The organism is Pseudomonas khavaziana (genome assembly GCF_019145205.1).
In the GTDB taxonomy this organism is placed as follows: Bacteria; Pseudomonadota; Gammaproteobacteria; order Pseudomonadales; family Pseudomonadaceae; genus Aquipseudomonas; species Aquipseudomonas khavaziana.
Genome location: NZ_JAHSTT010000002.1, coordinates 1 through 21,582 on the forward strand (window position 1 = coordinate 1; position 21,582 = coordinate 21,582).

The 21,582-nt window shown below is 59.4% G+C and carries 19 protein-coding genes; 17 read left to right on the forward strand and 2 right to left on the reverse strand.

The window, feature by feature from the left end; translation table 11 throughout:
- Window positions 1–222: 222 nt before the first annotated feature.
- Together KVH01_RS04505 and KVH01_RS04510 are read right to left on the reverse strand one after the other, a co-directional pair.
- The gene (locus KVH01_RS04505) at window positions 223–1,443 is read right to left on the reverse strand and encodes a CaiB/BaiF CoA transferase family protein (protein ID WP_217880611.1); all 1,221 of its coding nucleotides are present in this window, start codon (window positions 1,441–1,443) and stop codon (window positions 223–225) included.
- A 13-nt stretch (window positions 1,444–1,456) separates the two neighbouring features.
- Window positions 1,457–2,638, reverse strand: a complete 1,182-nt coding sequence (locus tag KVH01_RS04510; RefSeq protein ID WP_003187423.1) for an acyl-CoA dehydrogenase — start codon at window positions 2,636–2,638, stop codon at window positions 1,457–1,459.
- Between the two features lie 157 nt (window positions 2,639–2,795).
- Between KVH01_RS04510 and KVH01_RS04515 the strand changes: the two genes are divergently transcribed.
- The 17 genes from KVH01_RS04515 to KVH01_RS04595 all read left to right on the forward strand — a co-directional run bounded on the left by KVH01_RS04515 (window position 2,796) and on the right by KVH01_RS04595 (window position 21,581).
- Entirely contained in the window at window positions 2,796–3,695 is a 900-nt protein-coding gene (locus KVH01_RS04515; RefSeq protein ID WP_217880612.1) for a LysR family transcriptional regulator, read from the forward strand.
- A gap of 453 nt (window positions 3,696–4,148) precedes the next feature.
- Window positions 4,149–5,270, forward strand: a complete 1,122-nt coding sequence (locus tag KVH01_RS04520) for a Re/Si-specific NAD(P)(+) transhydrogenase subunit alpha (RefSeq protein WP_043048372.1) — start codon at window positions 4,149–4,151, stop codon at window positions 5,268–5,270.
- A 15-nt stretch (window positions 5,271–5,285) separates the two neighbouring features.
- A complete protein-coding gene (locus KVH01_RS04525) occupies window positions 5,286–5,609 on the forward strand; it encodes an NAD(P) transhydrogenase subunit alpha (protein ID WP_005783507.1) in 324 nt (107 codons plus the stop codon).
- A complete protein-coding gene (locus tag KVH01_RS04530) occupies window positions 5,609–7,045 on the forward strand; it encodes an NAD(P)(+) transhydrogenase (Re/Si-specific) subunit beta (RefSeq protein WP_217880613.1) in 1,437 nt (478 codons plus the stop codon). Before KVH01_RS04525 ends, KVH01_RS04530 begins: the two co-directional genes overlap by 1 nt.
- A gap of 179 nt (window positions 7,046–7,224) precedes the next feature.
- Window positions 7,225–8,718, forward strand: coding sequence for an acetyl-CoA hydrolase/transferase family protein (locus KVH01_RS04535; protein ID WP_217880614.1), 1,494 nt, complete (start codon window positions 7,225–7,227; stop codon window positions 8,716–8,718).
- A 318-nt stretch (window positions 8,719–9,036) separates the two neighbouring features.
- A complete protein-coding gene (locus tag KVH01_RS04540; protein WP_043048367.1) occupies window positions 9,037–9,252 on the forward strand; it encodes a DUF1127 domain-containing protein in 216 nt (71 codons plus the stop codon).
- A gap of 328 nt (window positions 9,253–9,580) precedes the next feature.
- Window positions 9,581–9,901 (forward strand): DUF2388 domain-containing protein, encoded by a 321-nt coding sequence (locus KVH01_RS04545; protein WP_043048366.1) that lies wholly within the window; start codon window positions 9,581–9,583, stop codon window positions 9,899–9,901.
- A 106-nt stretch (window positions 9,902–10,007) separates the two neighbouring features.
- On the forward strand, window positions 10,008–10,316 hold the full coding sequence (locus KVH01_RS04550) for a DUF2388 domain-containing protein (RefSeq protein WP_217880615.1): 309 nt from the start codon (window positions 10,008–10,010) through the stop codon (window positions 10,314–10,316).
- A 26-nt stretch (window positions 10,317–10,342) separates the two neighbouring features.
- On the forward strand, window positions 10,343–10,663 hold the full coding sequence (locus tag KVH01_RS04555) for a DUF2388 domain-containing protein (protein ID WP_043048363.1): 321 nt from the start codon (window positions 10,343–10,345) through the stop codon (window positions 10,661–10,663).
- Window positions 10,660–12,621, forward strand: a complete 1,962-nt coding sequence (locus tag KVH01_RS04560; RefSeq protein WP_043048362.1) for a DUF7844 domain-containing protein — start codon at window positions 10,660–10,662, stop codon at window positions 12,619–12,621. Before KVH01_RS04555 ends, KVH01_RS04560 begins: the two co-directional genes overlap by 4 nt.
- Window positions 12,622–12,989: 368 nt before the next feature.
- Entirely contained in the window at window positions 12,990–14,297 is a 1,308-nt protein-coding gene (locus tag KVH01_RS04565) for a CitMHS family transporter (RefSeq protein WP_003187405.1), read from the forward strand.
- 68 nt (window positions 14,298–14,365) lie between these two features.
- Entirely contained in the window at window positions 14,366–15,133 is a 768-nt protein-coding gene (locus KVH01_RS04570) for a TerC family protein (RefSeq protein ID WP_043048361.1), read from the forward strand.
- Between the two features lie 242 nt (window positions 15,134–15,375).
- Window positions 15,376–17,034 (forward strand): Na/Pi cotransporter family protein, encoded by a 1,659-nt coding sequence (locus KVH01_RS04575; protein ID WP_217880616.1) that lies wholly within the window; start codon window positions 15,376–15,378, stop codon window positions 17,032–17,034.
- Between the two features lie 58 nt (window positions 17,035–17,092).
- Window positions 17,093–18,478, forward strand: coding sequence for a M16 family metallopeptidase (locus KVH01_RS04580; RefSeq protein WP_217880617.1), 1,386 nt, complete (start codon window positions 17,093–17,095; stop codon window positions 18,476–18,478).
- A 68-nt stretch (window positions 18,479–18,546) separates the two neighbouring features.
- Window positions 18,547–19,578, forward strand: coding sequence for a DUF5924 family protein (locus tag KVH01_RS04585; protein WP_043048357.1), 1,032 nt, complete (start codon window positions 18,547–18,549; stop codon window positions 19,576–19,578).
- Window positions 19,579–19,632: 54 nt separating this feature from the next.
- Window positions 19,633–20,781, forward strand: a complete 1,149-nt coding sequence (locus KVH01_RS04590; RefSeq protein ID WP_217880618.1) for an ABC transporter permease — start codon at window positions 19,633–19,635, stop codon at window positions 20,779–20,781.
- Window positions 20,778–21,581: an ABC transporter ATP-binding protein gene (locus KVH01_RS04595; protein ID WP_014716351.1), complete on the forward strand. Its 804-nt coding sequence runs from the start codon at window positions 20,778–20,780 to the stop codon at window positions 21,579–21,581. Before KVH01_RS04590 ends, KVH01_RS04595 begins: the two co-directional genes overlap by 4 nt.
- The last annotated feature ends 1 nt before the right edge of the window (window position 21,582 follow it).

Consider the following 21,582-nt stretch of genomic DNA (forward strand, 5'->3'; position numbering starts at 1 on the left):
CTCGCTTCGATGAACTGAAGCAACTTGCTGCCGAAAACTTCATAACTCATTGTTTACCAAGAAGTTTTCCGTTTCGACTGCGCCGGAAGTGGGGCGAATTATAGGCTTCCAGAATCTGCCGTCAACAGTTAATTTTGCCTTTCTATCAATAAGTTAGGATTGATTAAAAAACGAGCACACTCTAGAAGAACGCTCTTTGTACTTCTATATAGAAGGAATCACTCAGATAACACCGGCCGCCTTCAACGCAGCCACGTTAGCTGCACTCAACCCCAGAACCCCCTGTAACACTTGAAGCGTATGCTCCCCCAATAAAGGAGGCGCGCTACGGTACTCCACAGGCGTCTTGGACAACCGTATCGGGCTGGCAACCTGAGGCACCATCCCCGCTAACGCATGAGGCAGCTCCATCGCCAACCCGCGCGCCTTCACCTGAGGATCAGCAAATACCTGTGCCAGATCATTGATCGGCCCGCACGGCACGCCCACCCGCTCCAACCCTGCCACCCACTCTGCAGTCGTCTTGAAGACCGTAGCCTGGCGGATCAATGGAATAAGCACCGCTCGATTGGCCACTCGAACCTTGTTGGTGGAGAAACGCGGGTCATCCGCCCACTGTGGCTGCCCAGCGACTTCGGCGAATTTACGGAATTGGCTGTCATTACCCACGGTAAGAATGAAATCCCCATCGGCTGTGGGAAAGTCCTGATAGGGCACTATATTAGGATGGGCATTCCCCAGGCGCTTCGGCGACGCTCCGGTTGTGAGGTAATTCATCGCCTGGTTAGCGAGGCAAGCCACCTGTACATCCAGCAATGCCATATCGATATGTTGGCCACCACCATCGTGATCACGATGCGCCAGCGCCGCCAGGATCGCCACGGTCGAATAAAGCCCTGTCAGGATGTCCGTCAGCGCGACGCCAACCTTGACCGGCCCGGCACCCTCATCCCCCTCAGGCCTGCCCGTCAAACTCATGAGCCCACCCAGCCCCTGGATCATGAAGTCGTAGCCGGCACGCGCTGCATAGGGCCCCGTCTGGCCAAACCCCGTGATTGAGCAATAGATCAGCTCCGGGTTGGCCTCCTTGAGCGATTCATAATCCAGGCCATAGGCTGCAAGCCCCCCGACCTTGAAGTTCTCGATCAAGATGTCCGACTTGGCAGCCAGATCGCGCACCAACTTTTTCCCCTCCGGCCGCGTAAAGTCGATAGTCACCGACTCTTTATTGCGGTTAGCCGAAAGGTAATAAGCTGCCTCACTGGTGTTCTCGCCATCAGCATCCTTCAGGAAGGGCGGCCCCCAGGCACGCGTGTCATCACCACTGCCTGGCCTTTCGACCTTGATCACCTCGGCCCCAAGGTCCGCAAGGATCTGCCCGGACCAGGGTCCCGCCAGTACTCGCGATAAATCCAGTACCCGCAGATGCGAAAGCGCGCCCATGCCCATGCTCCTATTAATAGAACGCCTGAAGACCGGTTTGCGCGCGCCCCAGAATCAAGGCATGCACGTCATGGGTCCCCTCGTAGGTATTGACCACCTCCAGGTTGACCAGGTGGCGCGCCACTCCGAACTCATCGGAAATGCCGTTGCCACCCAGCATGTCCCGGGCCATGCGTGCGATGTCCAGGGACTTGCCACAAGAGTTGCGCTTCATGATTGAGGTAATTTCAACCGCCGCCGTACCTTCGTCTTTCATTCGGCCCAGACGCAGGCAACCTTGAAGAGCCAGGGTGATCTCGGTCTGCATATCGGCCAGCTTCTTCTGGATCAACTGCGTGGCGGCTAATGGCCGACCAAACTGCTGACGATCAAGGGTGTACTGACGCGCCGTGTGCCAGCAGAATTCCGCAGCCCCCAGCGCCCCCCAGGAAATCCCGTACCGTGCCGAATTAAGACAAGTAAAAGGACCTTTCAACCCACGCACGTCCGGGAAGATGTTCTCTTCTGGCACGAATACGTTATCCATGACGATTTCACCGGTGATGGAGGCGCGTAGGCCGACCTTGCCGTGAATCGCCGGTGCACTCAGGCCTTTCCAACCCTTCTCCAGGACGAAGCCACGGATATCGCCCGCATCGTCTTTACCCCACACCACAAACACATCCGCGATCGGACTGTTGGTAATCCACATCTTCGCGCCGGTCAGGCTATAGCCGCCATCCACTTTGCGCGCCCGGGTAATCATCGCGCCCGGATCGGAGCCGTGGTTAGGTTCGGTCAGACCAAAACAGCCGATCCATTCGCCAGAAGCAAGCTTAGGCAGGTACTTCTGTTTCTGCGCCTCAGTGCCAAATTCATTGATCGGCACCATGACCAGTGACGACTGCACGCTCATCATCGAGCGATAGCCAGAGTCGACACGCTCCACTTCACGCGCAATCAACCCATAGCTGACGTAGTTCAAGCCACTGCCGCCGTACTGCTCGGGAATCATCGCGCCCAGCAAACCGGTTTCCCCCATCTCGCGGAAGATCGCCGGGTCAGTCTTTTCATGACGGAAGGCTTCAAGCACACGCGGGGCCAGCTTGTCCTGAGCAAATTGCTCAGCGCTGTCGCGCACCATGCGCTCTTCTTCGGTGAGCTGTTGATCCAGCAGCAGTGGATCGATCCAGTTGAAGCTTGCCTTGCCAGCCATGAATAAGTCCTCGCGCAAAACATCAGAAGTCGTGGATGCAGACTAGGCCGGGTCGGCCCAGAGGGCAAACGAGGTTTGCGCATAGGCTTGTGCTAATTTGTCACTTCGTAACACTCAACCAGGCCAGAAACGTGCTTTATCTGTGAGGGCAATGTACATGCGCAGAAAGATTCCCAGCACCACCGCGCTGATAAGCTTTGAAGCAGCAGCCCGTCACGAGAGCTTTACCAAGGCGGCGCAGGAGCTTTCGATCACTCAGGGGGCCATCTGCCGGCAGATTGCCAGCCTTGAGGAGTTTTTAAGTGTCGAACTGTTTCGCCGCTCACGGCGCGGTGTGAAATTGACGGAGGCAGGACTGTCTTATAGCCGCAGAGTGGCAACACAGCTAGACGCCGTAGAGCGAGACACCTTATCCGTCATGGGCCAGCAAGGGGCCAATGTCATCGAACTGGCAGTGGTGCCGACTTTCGGTACGCAATGGCTGATCCCGCGCCTCAAAGACTTTCAACGTCAGCACCCGGAAGTAACGGTCAACCTGACCAACCGCACGCGCCCCTTCCTATTCGCCGACACAGAGTTCGACGCCGCGATCTACTTCGGCGATGCCGATTGGTCCGGTACAGAGTCCCATAGACTGATGGGCGAAAACCCCTTGCCGGTGTGTAGCCCACGCCTACTCGGCGGCCGTACGCATTTCACTCCCCAAGAGGTCGCCGAACTGCCGCTACTGCAACAGACCACGCGTCCTTATGCCTGGCGCCAATGGTTCAACGCCCAGCAACTGAACATTCCTCGCGACATGACAGGCCCCAGATACGAGCTATTCTCGATGTTGTCCCAAGCGGCCATGCATGACATGGGCATTGCGCTGATTCCTCCCTTTTTCATCCAGCGGGAGCTGAAGGAGCAGCAACTGGTCATCGCCAGTACCGAAGCGCTGAACAGCGAAAAGGCTTATTACCTGATGATTCCCGACAAGAAGGTCGAATCAGCCTCATTACACGCTTTCAGGGATTGGCTGATCGACCAATCACAGCGCTACAGTCCCAGCACTTGAGCGAAACAATTCAAATTATTGACCCTGTAGTCAGATTATTTTCAATCCTACAGATATAAATATATGTCGCATTTGAGCAGACTGTACCCATTTGCTTAAAATACGGCTCCAAGCCATGATTTTCATGGCTTTGAGCGACACTAACCAGCCAATAACCGACTATTCACGCCAAAGATGGAAAAAGCAGCTAAAAACAGCTGCGGCCCTTTAATTACTTGTATTTAATGAGGTTATTCCATGGCATTGCGACAATCAGTCACAGGGTGACTTGTAGTTAATTTTTCGTCACCCGTCATAATCCCTTGAAGGCCGTAAAGTTCGCCTGCAAAATGCCGCGCCCCGCTGTCATTTCAGCGGGATCGTGCTGATCGGCCGCCCCAGATGCGCCACTCGCGGTGCACTGGCCTTTTTACAAAAAGATCAAAAGCAAAAAGATCATGCAGGAGATTTGACGTGCACATTGGTGTTCCTCTCGAAACCCAGACCGGTGAAACGCGGGTGGCTGCCACCCCGGAAACCATCAAGAAGCTGATCGGCCAGGGCCATCAGGTCACTGTGCAAAGCGGCGCCGGCATTAACGCCAGCATCGTCGACAGTGCCTATGAAACGGCAGGCGCAACCATTGGCGGCGCCAACGATGTATTTGGCGCCGAGCTGATACTCAAGGTGGTTGCCCCCAGCGACAGCGAACTGGCGCTGATTAAAAGTGGCACCGTGTTGGTGGGCATGCTCAATCCGTTCAGCAACGAAATCATCGCCAAGCTCGCAGAGCGCGGCATCACCGCCTTCGCCCTCGAAGCCGCGCCGCGCACTTCACGGGCCCAGAGCCTTGATGTGCTGTCTTCGCAGGCCAACATCGCCGGCTACAAGGCCGTGTTGCTGGCCGCTCATCACTACCCGCGCTTCATGCCGATGCTGATGACCGCCGCCGGCACTGTAAAAGCTGCGCGCGTGTTGATCCTCGGCGCCGGTGTTGCGGGGCTGCAGGCCATCGCCACGGCGAAACGCCTGGGTGCGGTGATCGAGGCGTCCGATGTACGCCCGGCGGTTAAAGAGCAGATCGAATCCCTCGGCGCGAAATTTGTCGACGTACCTTACGAAACCGATGAAGAGCGTGAATGCGCTGTCGGTGTCGGTGGTTACGCACGCCCGATGCCGACCAGCTGGATGCAGCGCCAGGCCCTGGCCGTACACGAGCGCGCCAAGCAGGCCGACATCGTTATCACCACAGCGTTGATCCCAGGCCGCAAGGCTCCAACCCTGCTGAGCGCCGATACCGTGGCGCAAATGAAGCCCGGTTCGGTAGTCATCGACCTCGCCGCTGCCCAAGGCGGCAACTGCCCGCTGACCGTCGCCGACCAAGTGGTGGTGGAAAACGGCGTGATCATCTGCGGCCCGACCAACCTGGCGGGCGCTGTCGCCGCCGACGCGTCGGCCTTGTATGCACGCAACCTGCTGGACTTCCTTAAGCTGGTCTTCACCAAGGAAGGGCAGTTTGAAATCAACCTCGAAGACGACATCGTCGCCGCGTGCCTGATGTGCCGCGACGGCCAAGTCATCCGCAAAAACGCCTAAGCAGGGATTCAGACGATGGAAGAGCTTATCTCCCCCGGTATCTACAACCTGATCATCTTTGTGCTGGCGATTTATGTCGGTTATCACGTGGTCTGGAACGTAACACCCGCGCTGCACACGCCTTTGATGGCAGTGACAAACGCAATTTCCGCAATCGTGATTGTGGGCGCCATGCTGGCCGCCGCACTCACCGTGACGCCGTTGGGCAAGACCATGGGCACCCTGGCGGTAGCCTTGGCGGCGGTTAACGTATTCGGTGGTTTCCTGGTTACGCGTAGGATGCTTGAGATGTTCAAGAAGAAAGCGCCCAAAGCTGTGAAAGAAGAGGTGCAGAAGTAATGAGCATGAATCTGGTGACGACGCTCTACCTGATCGCGTCGATCTGTTTCATCCAGGCCCTCAAGGGCCTCTCGCACCCGACCACTTCGCGGCGCGGCAACCTGTTCGGCATGCTCGGCATGGCGCTGGCGGTACTCACCACCGTCGGCCTCATCTATAAGCTGGGGGCTGAACTGGCGACTGCCGGTATCGGCTACGTCATCGTTGGCCTGCTGGTTGGCGGCACCGCCGGCTCGATCATGGCCAAGCGCGTAGAAATGACCAAGATGCCGGAGCTGGTGGCGTTCATGCACAGCATGATCGGCCTGGCCGCGGTGTTTATCGCGATTGCTGCGGTGGTCGAGCCGCAATCCCTAGGCATCGTCAAGCACCTGGGCGACTCGATCCCTGCCGGTAACCGCCTGGAGCTGTTCCTCGGTGCCGCCATCGGTGCTATCACCTTCTCCGGTTCGGTGATCGCGTTCGGCAAGCTGTCGGGCAAGTACAAGTTCCGTCTGTTCCAAGGCGCACCAGTACAGTTCGGCGGGCAACATAAACTCAACCTGGTGCTCGGCCTGGCAACCCTTGGCCTGGGCCTGGCGTTCATGTTCACCGGCAACCTCACCGCCTTCGCGCTGATGCTGGCCCTGGCCTTCGTGCTGGGTGTGCTGATCATCATCCCGATTGGTGGCGCTGATATGCCGGTGGTGGTGTCGATGCTTAACAGCTACTCCGGCTGGGCAGCGGCGGGCATTGGCTTCTCGCTGAACAACTCGATGCTGATCATCGCCGGCTCCTTGGTGGGCTCCAGCGGCGCAATCCTGTCGTACATCATGTGCAAGGCGATGAACCGCTCCTTCTTCAATGTGTTGCTGGGAGGTTTCGGCAATACAGCGGATGCCGGCGCGGCAGCCGGCTCCAAGGAAGCGCGCCCGGTGAAGTCCGGTTCGGCCGACGACGCCACCTTCCTGCTGACCAATGCCGACACGGTGATCATCGTGCCGGGCTATGGCTTGGCAGTCGCACGGGCCCAACACGCGCTAAAAGAGCTGACCGAAAAGCTCACTCACCGCGGGGTCACTGTGAAGTACGCGATTCACCCCGTGGCGGGCCGTATGCCTGGGCATATGAACGTACTGCTGGCCGAGGCAGAAGTGCCTTACGACCAGGTGTTCGAGATGGAAGACATCAACTCCGAGTTCGGCCAGGCCGACGTGGTGCTGGTGCTGGGCGCCAACGATGTGGTCAACCCGGCTGCGAAGAACGATCCGAACTCACCGATTGCCGGCATGCCGATCCTCGAAGCGTTCAAGGCCAAGACCATCATCGTCAACAAGCGCTCGATGGCCAGCGGCTACGCGGGCCTGGATAACGAATTGTTCTACCTGGACAAGACCATGATGGTCTTCGGCGATGCCAAGAAGGTCATCGAAGACATGGTCAAGGCCGTCGAATAACACTGCGCCAGCGCAATACCCCAAACCCTGGCCTCCCGTAGGCTGGGGTTTTTTATTACGGGATGAAACCCGACCAAAGGCTCTAAATCGCTACCTGGCATTCGACCATGGTAGCGGGCCGAAACTTTTTGAAATCACTACACTGCCCACCTTGCTTCCGTAGCCTGAGATAACAATTCATGTACCGTGATCGTATCCGCTTGCCTTCGTTGTTGAACAAGGTCATGAGCGCGGCAGAAGCCGCCGCACTGATCGAGGACGGCATGACCGTCGGCATGAGCGGCTTCACCCGCGCGGGTGAAGCCAAGGCCGTCCCCCACGCCCTGGCCGAACGCGCCAAGACTTCGCCTCTGAAAATCACCCTGATGACCGGCGCCAGCCTGGGCAATGACCTGGACAAGCAACTGACCGAAGCCGGCGTGCTGTCGCGACGCATGCCATTCCAGGTCGACAGCACCCTGCGCAAGGCGATCAACGCCGGCGAAGTCATGTTTATCGACCAGCACCTGTCGGAAACCGTCGAGCAGCTGCGCAACAACCAGCTCAAACTGCCGGACATTGCGGTGATTGAAGCCGTCGCGATCACTGAGCAAGGGCACATCGTGCCCACCACCTCCGTAGGCAACTCGGCCAGTTTCGCGATTTTTGCCAAGCAGGTAATCGTCGAGATCAACCTGGCGCACAACCCGAACCTGGAAGGGTTGCATGACATCTATATCCCGACCTACCGGCCAACCCGTACGCCGATCCCGTTGGTGAAGGTCGACGACCGCATTGGCAGCACCGCAATTCCGATCCCGCCGGAGAAGATCGTCGCCATCGTGATCACCAACCAGGCCGACTCCGCCTCCACGGTGACGCCGCCTGACAGCGACACTCAAGGCATTGCCAACCATCTGATCAACTTCCTCAAGCAAGAAGTGGACGCCGGGCGCATGACCAACAAGCTCGGCCCGCTGCAGGCGGGGATCGGCAACATTGCCAACGCGGTGATGTGCGGCTTGATCGACTCGCCGTTCGAAGACCTGACCATGTACTCAGAAGTGCTGCAGGATTCCACGTTCGACCTGATCGACGCGGGCAAGCTGAGCTTCGCCTCCGGCAGTTCGATCACCCTGTCAGAGCGACGCAACGCCGACGTGTTCGGCAACCTGGAGCACTACAAGGACAAACTGGTGCTGCGCCCGCAGGAAATCTCCAACCACCCTGAAGTGGTGCGGCGACTGGGCATCATCGGTATCAACACCGCGCTGGAGTTCGATATCTACGGCAACGTCAATTCCACGCATGTGTGCGGCACGCGAATGATGAATGGCATTGGCGGCTCCGGTGACTTCGCACGCAACGCGCACCTGGCGATCTTCGTCACAAAATCGATTGCCAAGGGCGGCGCGATTTCCAGCGTGGTGCCGATGGTCAGTCATGTGGACCACACCGAGCATGACGTGGACATTCTCGTCACCGAGGTGGGCCTCGCCGATCTGCGTGGCTTGGCACCACGGGAGCGCGCCCGCGTGATCATCGACAACTGTGTGCATCCGGCCTACCGCGACGCGCTCAATACCTACTTTGAGGCCGCGTGCGCCATCGGCGGGCACACGCCGCACATCCTGCGTGAAGCGCTCAGTTGGCACATCAACCTTGAAGAGACCGGTCATATGCTCAAGGCTTGATCGATACAGATCCGGGCTGATGCAAATACAGTTTCATCAGCTCGGAGATCCAACCGACGCCCTCGCAAAAAACTGTACTACTGTACTGGTCAATTCCTACTGAAATATCCCACATCCTTTCTCAAAAACACCCATTTCGCACTCTTAAGGTGCAGACAGGTACAGTTGCCCCATTTTCGTACCGTACAGCCTGATTAAACAGTTAACTGGCCTCTCACAATACAAGTGAACTGTATCTAGAGAGTCTTGCGCTGGAGGAGGATCATTGGCATCAGTTAAACCACTACCTAATCCCGCCACAAGCGGAAGGATGTCATCATGGAACGTACACTCAGTTCCGAACTGTTCTTCGAAGATAAAGCTGTAAACACCAACGCTTCCCTGCCTTTGCGCGTTCTCGCCAACTTGATGTTGTGGCAGCGCCGCATCTCCAGCCGCCACCAATTGGCTCGCCTGGATTCGCGTCTGCTGGCTGACGCCGGTATCAGCGAAGCCCAACGCTACGAAGAGCTGAGCAAGCCGTTCTGGCGCTAATTGGCGCCCGCTGGCCCTGACCCGCCGGGTCCACTGCCAGCACCCAGATTTATGAAACAAAGCCCGCCCCGGGTAACCGGAGGCGGGCTTTGTTGTTTCTGCGATAGGGGCTTGAAACCGCGGGATTTCCGTTTAACTGTACAGTTTTATAAATACAAAAAATGACAAGTACAGTTAATTGCAGGCTTCCGAATAGACAATCGCGAGACTAATATCCACTCACCACGTGGCGAACCTTGTAGAGCGTGCGTCTGATGCTCAACAGTCCCAGTCCGTTTCGCAGTGGCCGCTTCGCGCCACTTTATTATTCGTCTACAGGAGTTTCCCCATGTCCCGTCTCCGCCTGTTATGCACTGCTGCTGTATTAACCCTGGCTGCCAATGCCCATGCGAGCAGCTTTATCATGACCACCGACTCGATCGTCGGCGCGCTGAAAGCCACTTCCGACGCAACCTCAGATGCCACCTCCTCCCTGCGCGATAACAAAGTGGTACAGGCCGCACGTGACGACGCGGCCAGCTTTGTCGCCAGTGCAGGCGCCATCCGAGGCGTGAAGCTGGAAAGTGCCTTGGCCCATATCCGCCAACAAGCGCCGCAACTGAACACCGCAACCGATGCACAGTTGGCACAGGCCATCCTGGCTATCTGATCCACGGCAACCAGAAGGGAGCGCCAGCCGCTCCTGGATGCCTGCGTGCTGGCTCTCGCCCGAGCATTGCGCTAGCCTTGGCGCTCGCTTTCAGTTGTCGAGTCCCATGGCTTTTTCATACCGCCTGTTGATTGTCCCTATATTGTTTTCCGCCTGCTGGTCACCCCTTGCTTGGGCCCTTGATGTGTCCACCCAGAGCACCGTTGTCAGTGTGTACGCCACCAGCAAGGTGACCTCTGCACCGTTCGACAACAAGTTGGTCGTGGCTGCCAAGGATGATGCAGCCGCTTTCATTGCCACTGCCGGCCAATGGCGGGGCGCACGCCTGGAGTCCGCACTGGATTATCTGCGCCGCACCCAACCAAAACTTCATGCAAGCGACCTTGAACTGGCGCAAGCAATTCTCGTCCAATAATCATCTTTGTATTTGGAGTCACCGCAATGCGTAGCCCGTTGATCGTCGCCGCCCTCGGCCTGCTGTTTTTGGCCGATGTCGCCCAGGCGCAAACCTTGAAGGCCACCAGTAACATCGTCGTGCGTGCTTCGGCGCGCACTATTGATTTCACCTCGGACACCACCACCTCCATCCGCGATTCCAAAATCGTGCGTGAAGCCCACGATGATGCCGCCAGTTTCGTCGCCACCAATGGCGAGATTCGCGGTGCGCAGCTCGAGGCTGCGTTCGACACCCTACGCACCCGCGTACCGCAAGCCCGTGACGCCAGTGACCAGACCCTCGCCGAAGCTATTCTCGCTCTGTGAGGCGTATCAAAGCCTGGCTCCTGGCCGGGGCTGTGCTGCTGTGTGCAACTACAGCCCAGGCCAGCCTGCAATTGCGGCTCAAGACCGATGGCTTGAGCCCGGCTGAACAGCAGGCCAGCCAGGCATTGCTCGATGATGCAATGCGCGCCTTGCCGCCACGCTTCATCGAGCAGTTGGATCGCCGCATCGATGTCGGCTGGACCGACAAGATGCCAGCAAACGCTTACGGCCAAGCCTCTCTTGTGTCCGAACTGGACTTGAACCAAAACCTGCTCGCCAGCCTGACCGACGGCAGCGCCGCCACCCAGAAAACCAATCGCCCCCACGGCACCGTGCGCCGGGAAATGCTAGCCACAGTGCTGCATGAACTGACCCACATCTATGACCGTGCGCGCCTGTGGCCCAAAGATGAACGCGCCCTGATCCAACGCTGCAGCCGCCAGAACAACATCACCGGCTTGATCGGTTTGCCCGACCAATGCCGTGGCCAGAACGACCGTCGCTTTACCCTAAGTGACGATCCGCGCCTGCTGGACCTCGCCGGCTGGCCGCAATACGTCGGCCGCCGCGGCGAACGCGAACAGCACAATAATCAGGTGGTGCGCAGCCCGGATATCTACGAAACCACCAGCCCGTTGGAGTTCGTGGCGGTCAACATCGAGTATTTCCTCCTCGACCCCAGCTACGCCTGCCGACGCCCCGCGCTGTTCCGCTATTACAAGGAACATTTCGGCTGGGCACCACCCGTGCAGGACGCCTGTGCCACGACCTATCCGTTCCTGAACGCCGGCAACGATTTCGCCAAGACGCCCCTGGGCCAGATTGACCCGGAACGGGTGTATGAAATCGATTACCTGCTCGCCGAGGCCAACCAGAATCTGGTCAGCCGCTGGGGCCATAGCATGCTGCGCCTGGTGATTTGCGCCCCAGGTCGCCCGCGTGGCCCGGATTGTCGGCTGGACCTGGACCGACACCTGGTGTTGTCCTACCGCGCCTTCGTCGGTGACGTGCAGTTGTCGAGCTGGGATGGCCTGGTCGGCAAGTACCCGTCGCGGCTGTTCGTACTGCCGCTGGCCCAGGTCATCGACGAATACACCAAGACCGAACTGCGTGGCCTGGCGTCGGTGCCGCTGAAGCTCAACCGCCAGGAAATCAACGACACCGTCGAACATGCCGCTGAAATGCACTGGAGCTATGACGGCAACTACTTCTTCATCTCCAACAACTGTGCGGTGGAGAGCCTGAAGCTGTTACGCAGTGGCAGCGCCAACCCGCAATTGACCGGCCTGGACAACATCACCCCCAACGGCTTGCTCGAAGTCCTCAGCGCGCGCGGCCTGGCCGACACCAGCGTGTTGAATGACAAACGCGAGGCACTGCGTCTGGGCTATCACTTCGACTCGTTCCGCGAGCGTTACCAGGCCATGTTCGATGTGCTGCGCAAGCGCCTGCCGATCAAGCAGACCCAGGTCGAAGACTGGTTGGCCCTGGATGCACAAGCGCGTCGCCAGTGGTTCAGCCAGGCCGACCTGCGCACCAGCGCCGCGCTGCTACTGCTGGAGCAGGCCAGCTATCGCAGGCAGCTGATGCTCGCCCAGGATGAAGTCAAACAGCGCTACCTCAATGCTCGCGAGCTGAAAAACGGCGGAATGGAAAAAGCCAACAATACGTTGCAACAAATCCTCGCCAATAGTGGCTTCCTGAGTCGCCCAGCCGAGCTGCTGGACAGCGGTGGCTATGGCCTGCCGCAACCTTCGGAAGCCAAGCGCCTGGAATCGGAAAGCGCCGAGCGCCAGAAGCAACTGCAATCGTTGACCGGCGAGCTGGATAAAGAGGTGAGGGCGCTGCTCGATCCGTCCCGCGCTGCCGAGATTGCCGCCAGTGAAGCCAACCTCAAGCAGCTGGGCGAGCATCTGCGTGCGCTGCATAAAGCGGCTGGTGGCCTCGAACTGCCCTAAAGACTTAGCGGCACACACAATCAAATTGTGGGAGGGGGCTTGCTCCCGATAGCCTTGGTTCAGTCAATATCTTCAATGACTGATACACCGCTATCGGGAGCAAGCCCCCTCCCACATTTTTATCTGCATAAGTCTCATGACCGTGTGTCCCGTCTTTTCCCGGCGAAAGCTGGCTGAAAGCTTCCCCGTCTAGGATCGCCCCACTACCGGCAACAGACCGGCTGTTAACAACAACAATGGTGATTCCCGATGTCCGCTCTTACCCGCCTGTTCGCTGCAGCTCCACCCGTACGCCTCGTGCTTTTCGTTCTGCGCTGACCCTCACCCGGTTCGCCATTCCCTAGCCGCGCTACGCCTGGAGTATTCCTATGCTGACTTTCCTTGGCTTTGCCATGGTCATCACGTTCATGTTCCTGATCATGACCAAGCGCCTGTCCGCGCTGATCGCCCTGATCATCGTGCCCATCCTGTTCGCGTTGTTCGGCGGTTTCGCGCCGAAGATAGGCCCGATGATGCTCGAAGGCATCACCAAGCTCGCGCCGACCGGCGTGATGCTGATGTTCGCCATCCTCTACTTTGCCTTGATGATCGACTCCGGCCTGTTCGACCCGGCCGTGCGCAAGATCCTCAAGATGGTCAAGGGCGACCCGCTGAAGGTCTCGGTCGGCACCGCCGTTCTGGCCCTGGTGGTATCCCTGGACGGTGACGGCGCCACTACCTACATGATCTGCGTCGCCGCCATGCTGCCGCTGTACCAGCGCATCGGCATGAGCCCGCGGATCATGGCCGGCCTGATCATTCTCGCCGGTGGCGTGATGAACATGACCCCTTGGGGTGGCCCGACGGCCCGCGCTGCCAGTGCGTTGCATGTGGACCCTTCGGACATCTTCGTGCCGATGATCCCGGCCATGGCCGCCGGCGTCGTGGCAATCCTGGTGATTGCCTACATGTACGGCAAGCGCGAGCGTGCGCGTCTGGGTGAACTGCACCTGCAAGGCGACGAGATCGACCACAGCGAAATCAGCGTGTCGCAGTTCCCTGACGCTCGCCGCCCGAAGTTGATCTGGTTCAACGGCGCCCTGACCCTGGCGCTGATGTGCACCCTGATCGCCGGCCTGTTGCCGCTGCCAGTGCTGTTCATGGTGGCGTTCAGTATCGCGATGATCGTCAACTACCCGTGCCTGCAACAGCAGAAAGACCGCGTCGCGGCCCACGCGGGCAGCGTATTGGCGGTGGTGGGGCTGATCTTCGCCGCCGGCATTTTCACCGGCATCCTGTCGGGCACCGGCATGGTCGACGCCATGTCCAAGAGTCTGCTGGCGGTCATCCCCGAGGCCATGGGCCCGTACCTGGCGGTGATCACCGCGCTGGTAAGCATGCCGTTCACCTTCTTCATGTCCAACGATGCGTTCTACTACGGCGTGCTGCCGGTACTGGCCGAAGCCGCCAGCCACTACGGTATCACCGCCGTGGAAATGGCCCGTGCGTCGATTGTCGGGCAACCGGTACACTTGCTCAGCCCACTGGTACCCTCGACTTACCTGCTGGTGGCCCTGGCGGGTATAGAGTTCGGCGACCATCAACGCTTCACCCTCAAGTGGGCAGTACTGGTGTGCCTGTGCATAATGTTCGCCGCACTGCTGATGGGGATTTTTCCGCTGTTCAGCACTCTATAATCGTACCGACTCACTCACCGCGCGGCGCTGCAGCTGGCGCGGTATAACATTTGCTCAAAGGAATACACATGGAATGGCTGACCAATCCGGAAATCTGGATTGCCTTCTTCACCCTGACGGCCCTCGAGATCGTCCTGGGCATCGATAACATCATCATGATTTCGATCCTGGTCAGCCGCATGCCCAAGCACATGCAGGCGCGCACCCGGATCTTCGGCCTGGCCCTGGCCATGGTCACCCGCATCCTGTTGCTTCTGTCGATCACCTGGGTCATGCAACTGACCGCCGACCTGTTCGTGGTGTTTGGCCAGGGCATTTCTGGCCGTGACCTGATCCTGTTCTTCGGCGGCCTGTTCCTGCTGTGGAAAAGCTCCCAGGAGATGTACCACGCCCTGGAAGGCGAAGATGAAACCCACGACGAGCCCAAGGGCGCCGGTGGCAAGTTCATCTACACCATCATCCAGATCGCCATCATCGACATCGTGTTCTCCCTGGACTCAGTGATTACCGCAGTCGGTATGGTTTCCCACGTACCGGTCATGGTTGCCGCGATCATCGTTGCGGTATTGGTGATGATGCTGGCCGCCGGCACCATCAGCGAATTCATCGACAAGCACCCGTCGCTGAAAATGCTGGCGCTGTCGTTCCTGCTGGTGGTGGGTACCGTGCTGATCGCCGAATCCTTCGATGTGCACGTGCCAAAAGGCTACGTCTACTTCGCCATGGCGTTCTCCCTGGCAGTGGAAGCGGTGAACATCAAGATGCGCACCGCCATGGCGAAAAAGAAAAAACAGCAGGATCCGGTGAAACTGCGCAAGGACATGCCGGGTCAATAAACCCGTACCCGCGATTTCATGCCCCTGTAGGAGCGAGCTTGCTCGCGAAGAACCCAAGGACACCGCGTACATCCAGACAGTCCGCGATTTCGTTGACGTTTTTTCGCGAGCAAGCTCGCTCCTACCTATGCGATGCTGGCGCAGAGCCCATTCGCCAACTACAGCTTAAGTACAAGACGTAGAGCGGCACGCGGCAACTTTCCTTCGCTCCTGCTGGAGCGCACCCACACGGGGGGCCGAGCATGCTGACCTTGCTCAATCTGCTTTCCGCCGTGACCCTGCTTATCTGGGGCACGCATATCGTCCGTACCGGCATCCTGCGGGTCTACGGCTCCAATTTGCGCCAAGTCATCGGGCAGAACATGTCCAAGCGCTGGCTGGCCTTTGTCGCCGGTATCGCGGTGACAGCCATGGTGCAAAGCAGTAACGCTACCGCGATGCTGGTGACGTCCTTTGTCGGCCAAGGGCTGATGAGCCTCACGCCGGCCTTGGCCACCATGCTTGGCGCCGACGTCGGTACTGCGTTGATGGCCCGGGTGCTGACCTTCGACTTGTCCTGGCTGTCGCCGCTGCTGATCTTCCTCGGGGTGATTTTCTTCCTGTCGCGCAAACAGACGCGCGCCGGGCAACTGGGCCGGGTCGGCATCGGCTTGGGGCTGATCATCCTCGCGCTGCAACTGATCGTCGAAGCCGCCGGGCCGATTACCCATGCCCAGGGTGTCAAAGTCATCTTCGCCTCGCTGACCGGCGATATCTTGCTGGACGCGCTGGTCGGCGCGCTGTTCGCCATGATTTCCTACTCCAGCCTTGCAGCTGTGCTGCTCACGGCAACTCTGGCCGGCGCCGGCGTGATCGGGTTACATGTGGCTATCGGCCTGGTGATCGGCGCCAACATCGGCAGCGGCGTACTGGCCTTTCTCAGCACCAGCATGCAGAACACTGCCGGGCGCCAAGTGGCCCTGGGCAGCCTGTTGTACAAATTGATCGGCCTGTTGCTGATCATTCCTGTGCTTGACCCGCTCGTCCTCTGGATGGACGGCCTGGACTACAGCGCCCAAGGCATGGTCATCACCTTCCACCTGCTCTATAACGTCACGCGCTGCTTGATCCTGCTGCCCACCATTGGCCCTATGGCGCGGCTGTGCGCCTGGCTGCTGCCCGAGCGCGAAGAAACCAATGGCAAGGCCAAACCGCGCCACCTTGACCTGGCCGCACTCACCACGCCGAGCCTGGCCCTGGCCAACGCCGCGCGAGAAACCCTGCGCCTGGGCGACCTGATCGACAATATGCTTACCTCTATGCAGGAAGTGCTGCGCGGCAAACAAACCGCAATCACCCAGGAGATGCGCAGCCTCAGCGATGACGTCGAAGCGCTTTACAGCGCGATCAAACTCTACCTGGCGCAAATGTCCCGGGAAGACCTGAGCGAACAAGACAACCGCCGCTGGGCAGAAATCATCGAGCTGTCGATCAACCTGAAACTGGCGGGCGACCTGATCGAGCGCATGCTGCGTAAAGTCCAGCAGCAGAAAACCTCGCAACGCCGGCAATTTTCCGAAGTGGGCCTGGAAGAGCTCAGCGGTTTGCACAGCCAGTTGATCGCCAACCTGCGCCTGGGCCTCTCGGTGTTCCTCAGCGGTGACCCGGAAAGCGCCCGCCAGTTGCTGCGTGAAAAGCGCCGCTTTCGCGCCCAGGAACGTCGCCTCGCCCACGCCCACGTCAGCCGCCTGCAACGCAAGATCGTGCAGAGCCTGGAGACCAGCTCACTGCATCTGGAGCTGATTGCCGACATGAAACGCTTGAATTCGTTATTTTGTAGCAGCGCTTACGTAGTGTTGGAAACATCCGACACTGGCGCACTCTCCGCAGAAGATATCGCCGACATCACCCATTCGCCCTGAACGTACGACGGCGAGTGAAGTCAGTTAACAATGGACCTCATTCGCCAGGAAGCTTGTTATGCGTCGCCTGTTAATCGCCTGCCTGCTCCTGGGCTCGGCACATACCTTTGCCTTTGACCGCCTGCAAGTCGAAGGCTATACCTTGCACAACGGCCTGCAACTGCTGCTCAAGCCGGGCACCGAACGCGGGCACGTAGCGATTCGCCTGGTGGTGGGCGTGGGGCTGGATGACTTCGGCTGCGAAGACAAGGAACTGCCGCACCTGCTCGAACACTTGCTGTTCAGCGGTATCGACGGCGGCGGAGAAGGCGATCTCGAAGACCGCATGCAAGCCCTGGGCGGCGAGTGGAACGCCTATACCAGCAATGCCGATACCACCTTCGTCATCGAGGCCCCCGCGCAAAACCAACGCAAGGTGCTGGACCTGCTGCTGGCCATCCTCACCCGCACGCAACTGACCGACGCCAATATCAATGCGGCCAAGCGGGTGGTCGAACGTGAAGACGGGGGCCATTACTCCCATTTGCAGCGCCTGCTGGACCGTCAGGACCTCGGCCACAACGCCAGCAACCAACTGGCCGTCGAACTGGGCCTCAAATGCGCCGAACGCGCCGAGGCCAATCACCTGACTCGCGATCAGTTGGAAGCGGTGCGCAAGAACTGGTACGCGCCGAACAACATGACCCTGATCGTCGTCGGTGACCTCGACAAATTGCTGCCCGCCTACCTGGAGCGCACCTACGGCCAACTCGCCCCGGTGGAGCCCAGCGAACATCGGCCGCTTCCGGAAATCCGCCACACCGCCGCCGGCCACCGCGACCTGATCCACGGCTGGGTCGGCGATGGCGCCAAGCTGCACTGGCTGTTCCCCGAGCCGGTACTGGATGACCAGCATGACGAAACTTACGACCTGCTCAAGGATTACCTGGACTGGGCGCTGTACCGGCAACTGCGCCTCGAGCACGGCTTGTCCTACGGCCCCTGGACTGAACGCGAAGTGCTCGGCGGCGTCGGCTTCATGAGCCTGAATGCCGACCTCGAACGGGAAAATCTGCCCGAAGCCGAACAGGTGCTGCAAGACCTCAAGGCAAAACTGCTCAAGGACGGTCTGGACCCAATGGTATTTGCCCGCCTGCAACACGCGGCTATCGCACGCCAAGCCTGGGCCGTACAGGGCAACAGCGCACTGGCGGACTATTATTGGAGTGCCTCCGGTGACTACGCCGATGGTCATTTCAGCGACCCGGTCAAACGCATCAAGGCCGTGAGCCTGGCGCAAACCAACCAGGCCATGCGCGAGGTCTTCAAGCAACCGGGTTATTGGCGCATCGAAAAGCCGCTGTTGAGCTATGACGCCCTGACCTGGATCGGCGCGGGCGTACTGGGGCTGATCGCAATAGCGTTGATTGGCGTTCGGCGTTATCGCCAACGGATCGTGGAATGAGGCACCGGACCCAGGGCTAAGACGTTATTCTGTCTGGGATTTTTCATACAAAGACTGCGAACCGCCGAATGCCAAACCTGACCCACTTAATCCAGCGCATCCTCGAGCTGATGAAGCGCTACCCAGGGGTGATTGCACTCGGCGGTTTCATCTCGGGAGTGGGCAGCTTCATTCTGGTGGACCGCCAGCAAGGCATGGCCAGCTGGATTGCGGTAATCATGCTGGTGAGCTGGCTGTGGCTGATGCTGGAAAACAGCTTCACACAGCTTTTCACCAAGCTCTTCAAGCGCGAAATCCCTGAACCACTGCTGCGCTACGCCACCCAGATGATCCACCAGGAAAGTCTGTTTTTCGTACTGCCGTTCTTCTTCATCACCACAGCCTGGAACAGCGGCCAATCGGTGTTTACCGGCCTGCTCGGCGCGGCCGCGCTGGTGTCGATCATCGACCCGCTGTACTACAAATGGCTGGCACCCAAGCGTTCGCTGTTCCTGGCGCTGCATACTCTGACTCTATTCGCCGCATTGCTCACTGCGCTGCCGATCATCCTGCATCTGACCACTGCCGAGAGCTACAAACTGGCGCTGGGCGTGGCGATGGCCCTGTCGATTCCCAGCCTGGCCGTCAGCCTGCCGCTGCGCAGTCTCAAAGGCTGGGCGATGCTGCTGGGCGTCACCGCTGCCATTGGCTGCGCCGGCTGGTTCCTGCGCAGCTGGGTGCCGCCCGCCACCCTGTGGATGACCGAAGTGGCGATCAGCACCCAGCTGCAAGACCGCACACCCGGCGATCACCTCAAGGAAGTCACTGCCGCCCAGTTGCGCAGTGGGGGGTTGTACGCCTACACCGCGATCAATGCACCACGCGGGCTGGATGAGCGGATCTACCATGTGTGGAAATTCAACGGCCAGGAAGTCGACCGTATTGCCCTGGATATCCATGGCGGTCGCAAGGAGGGCTACCGCGCCTGGACCCACAAGCAGAATTTCCCGGGTGACTCAGCAGGGCGCTGGCAGGTCCAGGTGCTGACCGAAGACGGGCAAGTCATCGGTGTATTGCGCTTCAAGGTGATAGACACAGCACAAGCGGACAACCCAAAGTAGACGAGTGTGTGCTATTACGTAGCCATTGTGGATAGCCATACAAGCTCGGAGCTTATGACCACTCGTACGACGGCCGGCGCGGCCCACCTTGATACGTCCATCACTCCACCTTTGCTCCGGATTACCGGCGACTGGACGCTTGCCCACTACACCACGCTGAAGAAGCTGTCGGACAAGCTCGACGGTCAATATGACGCTGGTGCACATATCGACCTCAATGGCCTCGGCGCATTGGATACCGCGGGCGCCTCACTGCTGGTGGAGCTGCTGGGGTCGGCGCGTATCGAACACTCCGCCGAGCAGACCGATTGCAGCCTGTCAGCCGCAGACCGCGCATTGCTCAAGACGGTCTACCGCTCCCTGAATGATTTCTGCGTGCCGATCAAAGATCCGGAAGAGGCTGTCGGCATCCAAGTCCTGGCGCGCATCGGCCGTGCCGTGGACACCGTCTGGCAAGACGCGATGAAGCTGCTGGGCTTTATCGGCCTGATCCTCGAAACCTTCGCCCGTGGCATCTTGCGGCCCAAGCGCTGGCGCCTGACGCCGATGGTCGCGCATATCGAACAGACCGGCCTCGACGCAGCGCCTATCGTGGCTTTGCTGACCTTCCTGGTCGGCGCGGTGGTGGCGTTTCTCGGCGCCACGGTGCTCAAGAGCTTCGGCGCGACGATTTTTACCGTGGATTTGGTGGCGTTCTCCTTCCTGCGGGAGTTCGGCGTATTGCTCACTGCGATCCTGATTGCTGGCCGTACCGCCAGTGCGTTCACCGCACAAATCGGCTCAATGAAAGCCAACGAAGAAATCGACGCCATCCGTACCTTGGGCCTGGACCCCATGGAGCTGTTGGTATTGCCCCGGGTCCTGGCGCTGCTGGTGGCGCTGCCGATGCTGACCTTCCTGGCGATGCTCTCGGGGATCGTCGGCGGTGGCGTGGTGTGTGCGGTGGCCCTGGATATTTCACCGGCGATGTTCCTCTCGCTGCTGCAATCGGACATTGGCGTTCAACATTTTCTGGTAGGCATGGTGAAGGCGCCTATCTTCGCCTTCCTGATCGCGGCCATTGGCTGCCTGGAAGGCTTCAAGGTCAGCGGCAGCGCCGAATCCGTCGGCGCGCACACCACTTCCAGCGTGGTGCAATCGATCTTTGTGGTGATCGTGCTGGATGCGGTCGCCGCGATGTTCTTCATGGAGATGGGCTGGTGAGTCGTCTACACCGTGCGCCCACTGAGGCGGTGATTGAAGTGCGCGGCTTGTGCAACCGCTTTGGCAGTCAGAGTGTGCATGAGAACCTCGACCTGGATTTGTACAAGGGCGAAATCCTGGCGGTGGTCGGCGGCTCCGGCAGCGGCAAGTCCGTGCTGTTGCGCAGCATCGTCGGCCTGCGGCGCCCCAGTGAAGGTGAAGTGCGGGTGTTCGGCAAGAACCTGCCGAGCCTGCCTGAGCATGAACGCTCGCTGGTGGAGCGGCGCTTTGGCGTGCTGTTCCAGAAGGGTGCGCTGTTTTCCTCGCTGACTGTCACCGAGAACGTCGCCCTGCCGTTGATTGAACACGCCGGTCTCAGCCGCGCCGACGCCGAGCACTTGGCGGCGGTCAAGCTGGCGCTGGCCGGGTTGCCACTGTCGGCGGCCGACAAATACCCCGCCTCATTGTCCGGCGGCATGATCAAGCGCGCGGCCCTGGCCCGTGCGCTGGCATTGGACCCGGACATCCTGTTCCTCGATGAACCCACCGCTGGTCTCGATCCGATTGGCGCGGCGCAGTTCGACCAACTGATCCTGACCCTGCGCGATGCGTTGGGCTTGAGTGTGTTCCTGGTCACCCATGACTTGGACACGCTGTACACCATCACCGACCGCGTGGCGGTGCTGGCGCAGAAGAAAGTGCTGGTGGCCGACGCCATCGATGTCGTTTCGGAAACCGACGACGCCTGGATTCACGAATATTTCCACGGCCCCCGGGGCCGCGCGGCATTGGATGCCGCTCAATCGCTCAACGAGGTATGAC

Coding starts and splice junctions, on each gene's coding strand:
- KVH01_RS04505 (WP_217880611.1), bottom strand. CDS start 1,443: ATGGGCGCGCTTTCGCATCTGCGGGTACTGGATTTATCGCGAGTACTG.
- KVH01_RS04510 (WP_003187423.1), bottom strand. CDS start 2,638: ATGGCTGGCAAGGCAAGCTTCAACTGGATCGATCCACTGCTGCTGGAT.
- KVH01_RS04515 (WP_217880612.1), top strand. CDS start 2,796: ATGCGCAGAAAGATTCCCAGCACCACCGCGCTGATAAGCTTTGAAGCA.
- KVH01_RS04525 (WP_005783507.1), top strand. CDS start 5,286: ATGGAAGAGCTTATCTCCCCCGGTATCTACAACCTGATCATCTTTGTG.
- KVH01_RS04530 (WP_217880613.1), top strand. CDS start 5,609: ATGAGCATGAATCTGGTGACGACGCTCTACCTGATCGCGTCGATCTGT.
- KVH01_RS04535 (WP_217880614.1), top strand. CDS start 7,225: ATGTACCGTGATCGTATCCGCTTGCCTTCGTTGTTGAACAAGGTCATG.
- KVH01_RS04540 (WP_043048367.1), top strand. CDS start 9,037: ATGGAACGTACACTCAGTTCCGAACTGTTCTTCGAAGATAAAGCTGTA.
- KVH01_RS04545 (WP_043048366.1), top strand. CDS start 9,581: ATGTCCCGTCTCCGCCTGTTATGCACTGCTGCTGTATTAACCCTGGCT.
- KVH01_RS04550 (WP_217880615.1), top strand. CDS start 10,008: ATGGCTTTTTCATACCGCCTGTTGATTGTCCCTATATTGTTTTCCGCC.
- KVH01_RS04555 (WP_043048363.1), top strand. CDS start 10,343: ATGCGTAGCCCGTTGATCGTCGCCGCCCTCGGCCTGCTGTTTTTGGCC.
- KVH01_RS04565 (WP_003187405.1), top strand. CDS start 12,990: ATGCTGACTTTCCTTGGCTTTGCCATGGTCATCACGTTCATGTTCCTG.
- KVH01_RS04570 (WP_043048361.1), top strand. CDS start 14,366: ATGGAATGGCTGACCAATCCGGAAATCTGGATTGCCTTCTTCACCCTG.
- KVH01_RS04575 (WP_217880616.1), top strand. CDS start 15,376: ATGCTGACCTTGCTCAATCTGCTTTCCGCCGTGACCCTGCTTATCTGG.
- KVH01_RS04580 (WP_217880617.1), top strand. CDS start 17,093: ATGCGTCGCCTGTTAATCGCCTGCCTGCTCCTGGGCTCGGCACATACC.
- KVH01_RS04585 (WP_043048357.1), top strand. CDS start 18,547: ATGCCAAACCTGACCCACTTAATCCAGCGCATCCTCGAGCTGATGAAG.
- KVH01_RS04590 (WP_217880618.1), top strand. CDS start 19,633: ATGACCACTCGTACGACGGCCGGCGCGGCCCACCTTGATACGTCCATC.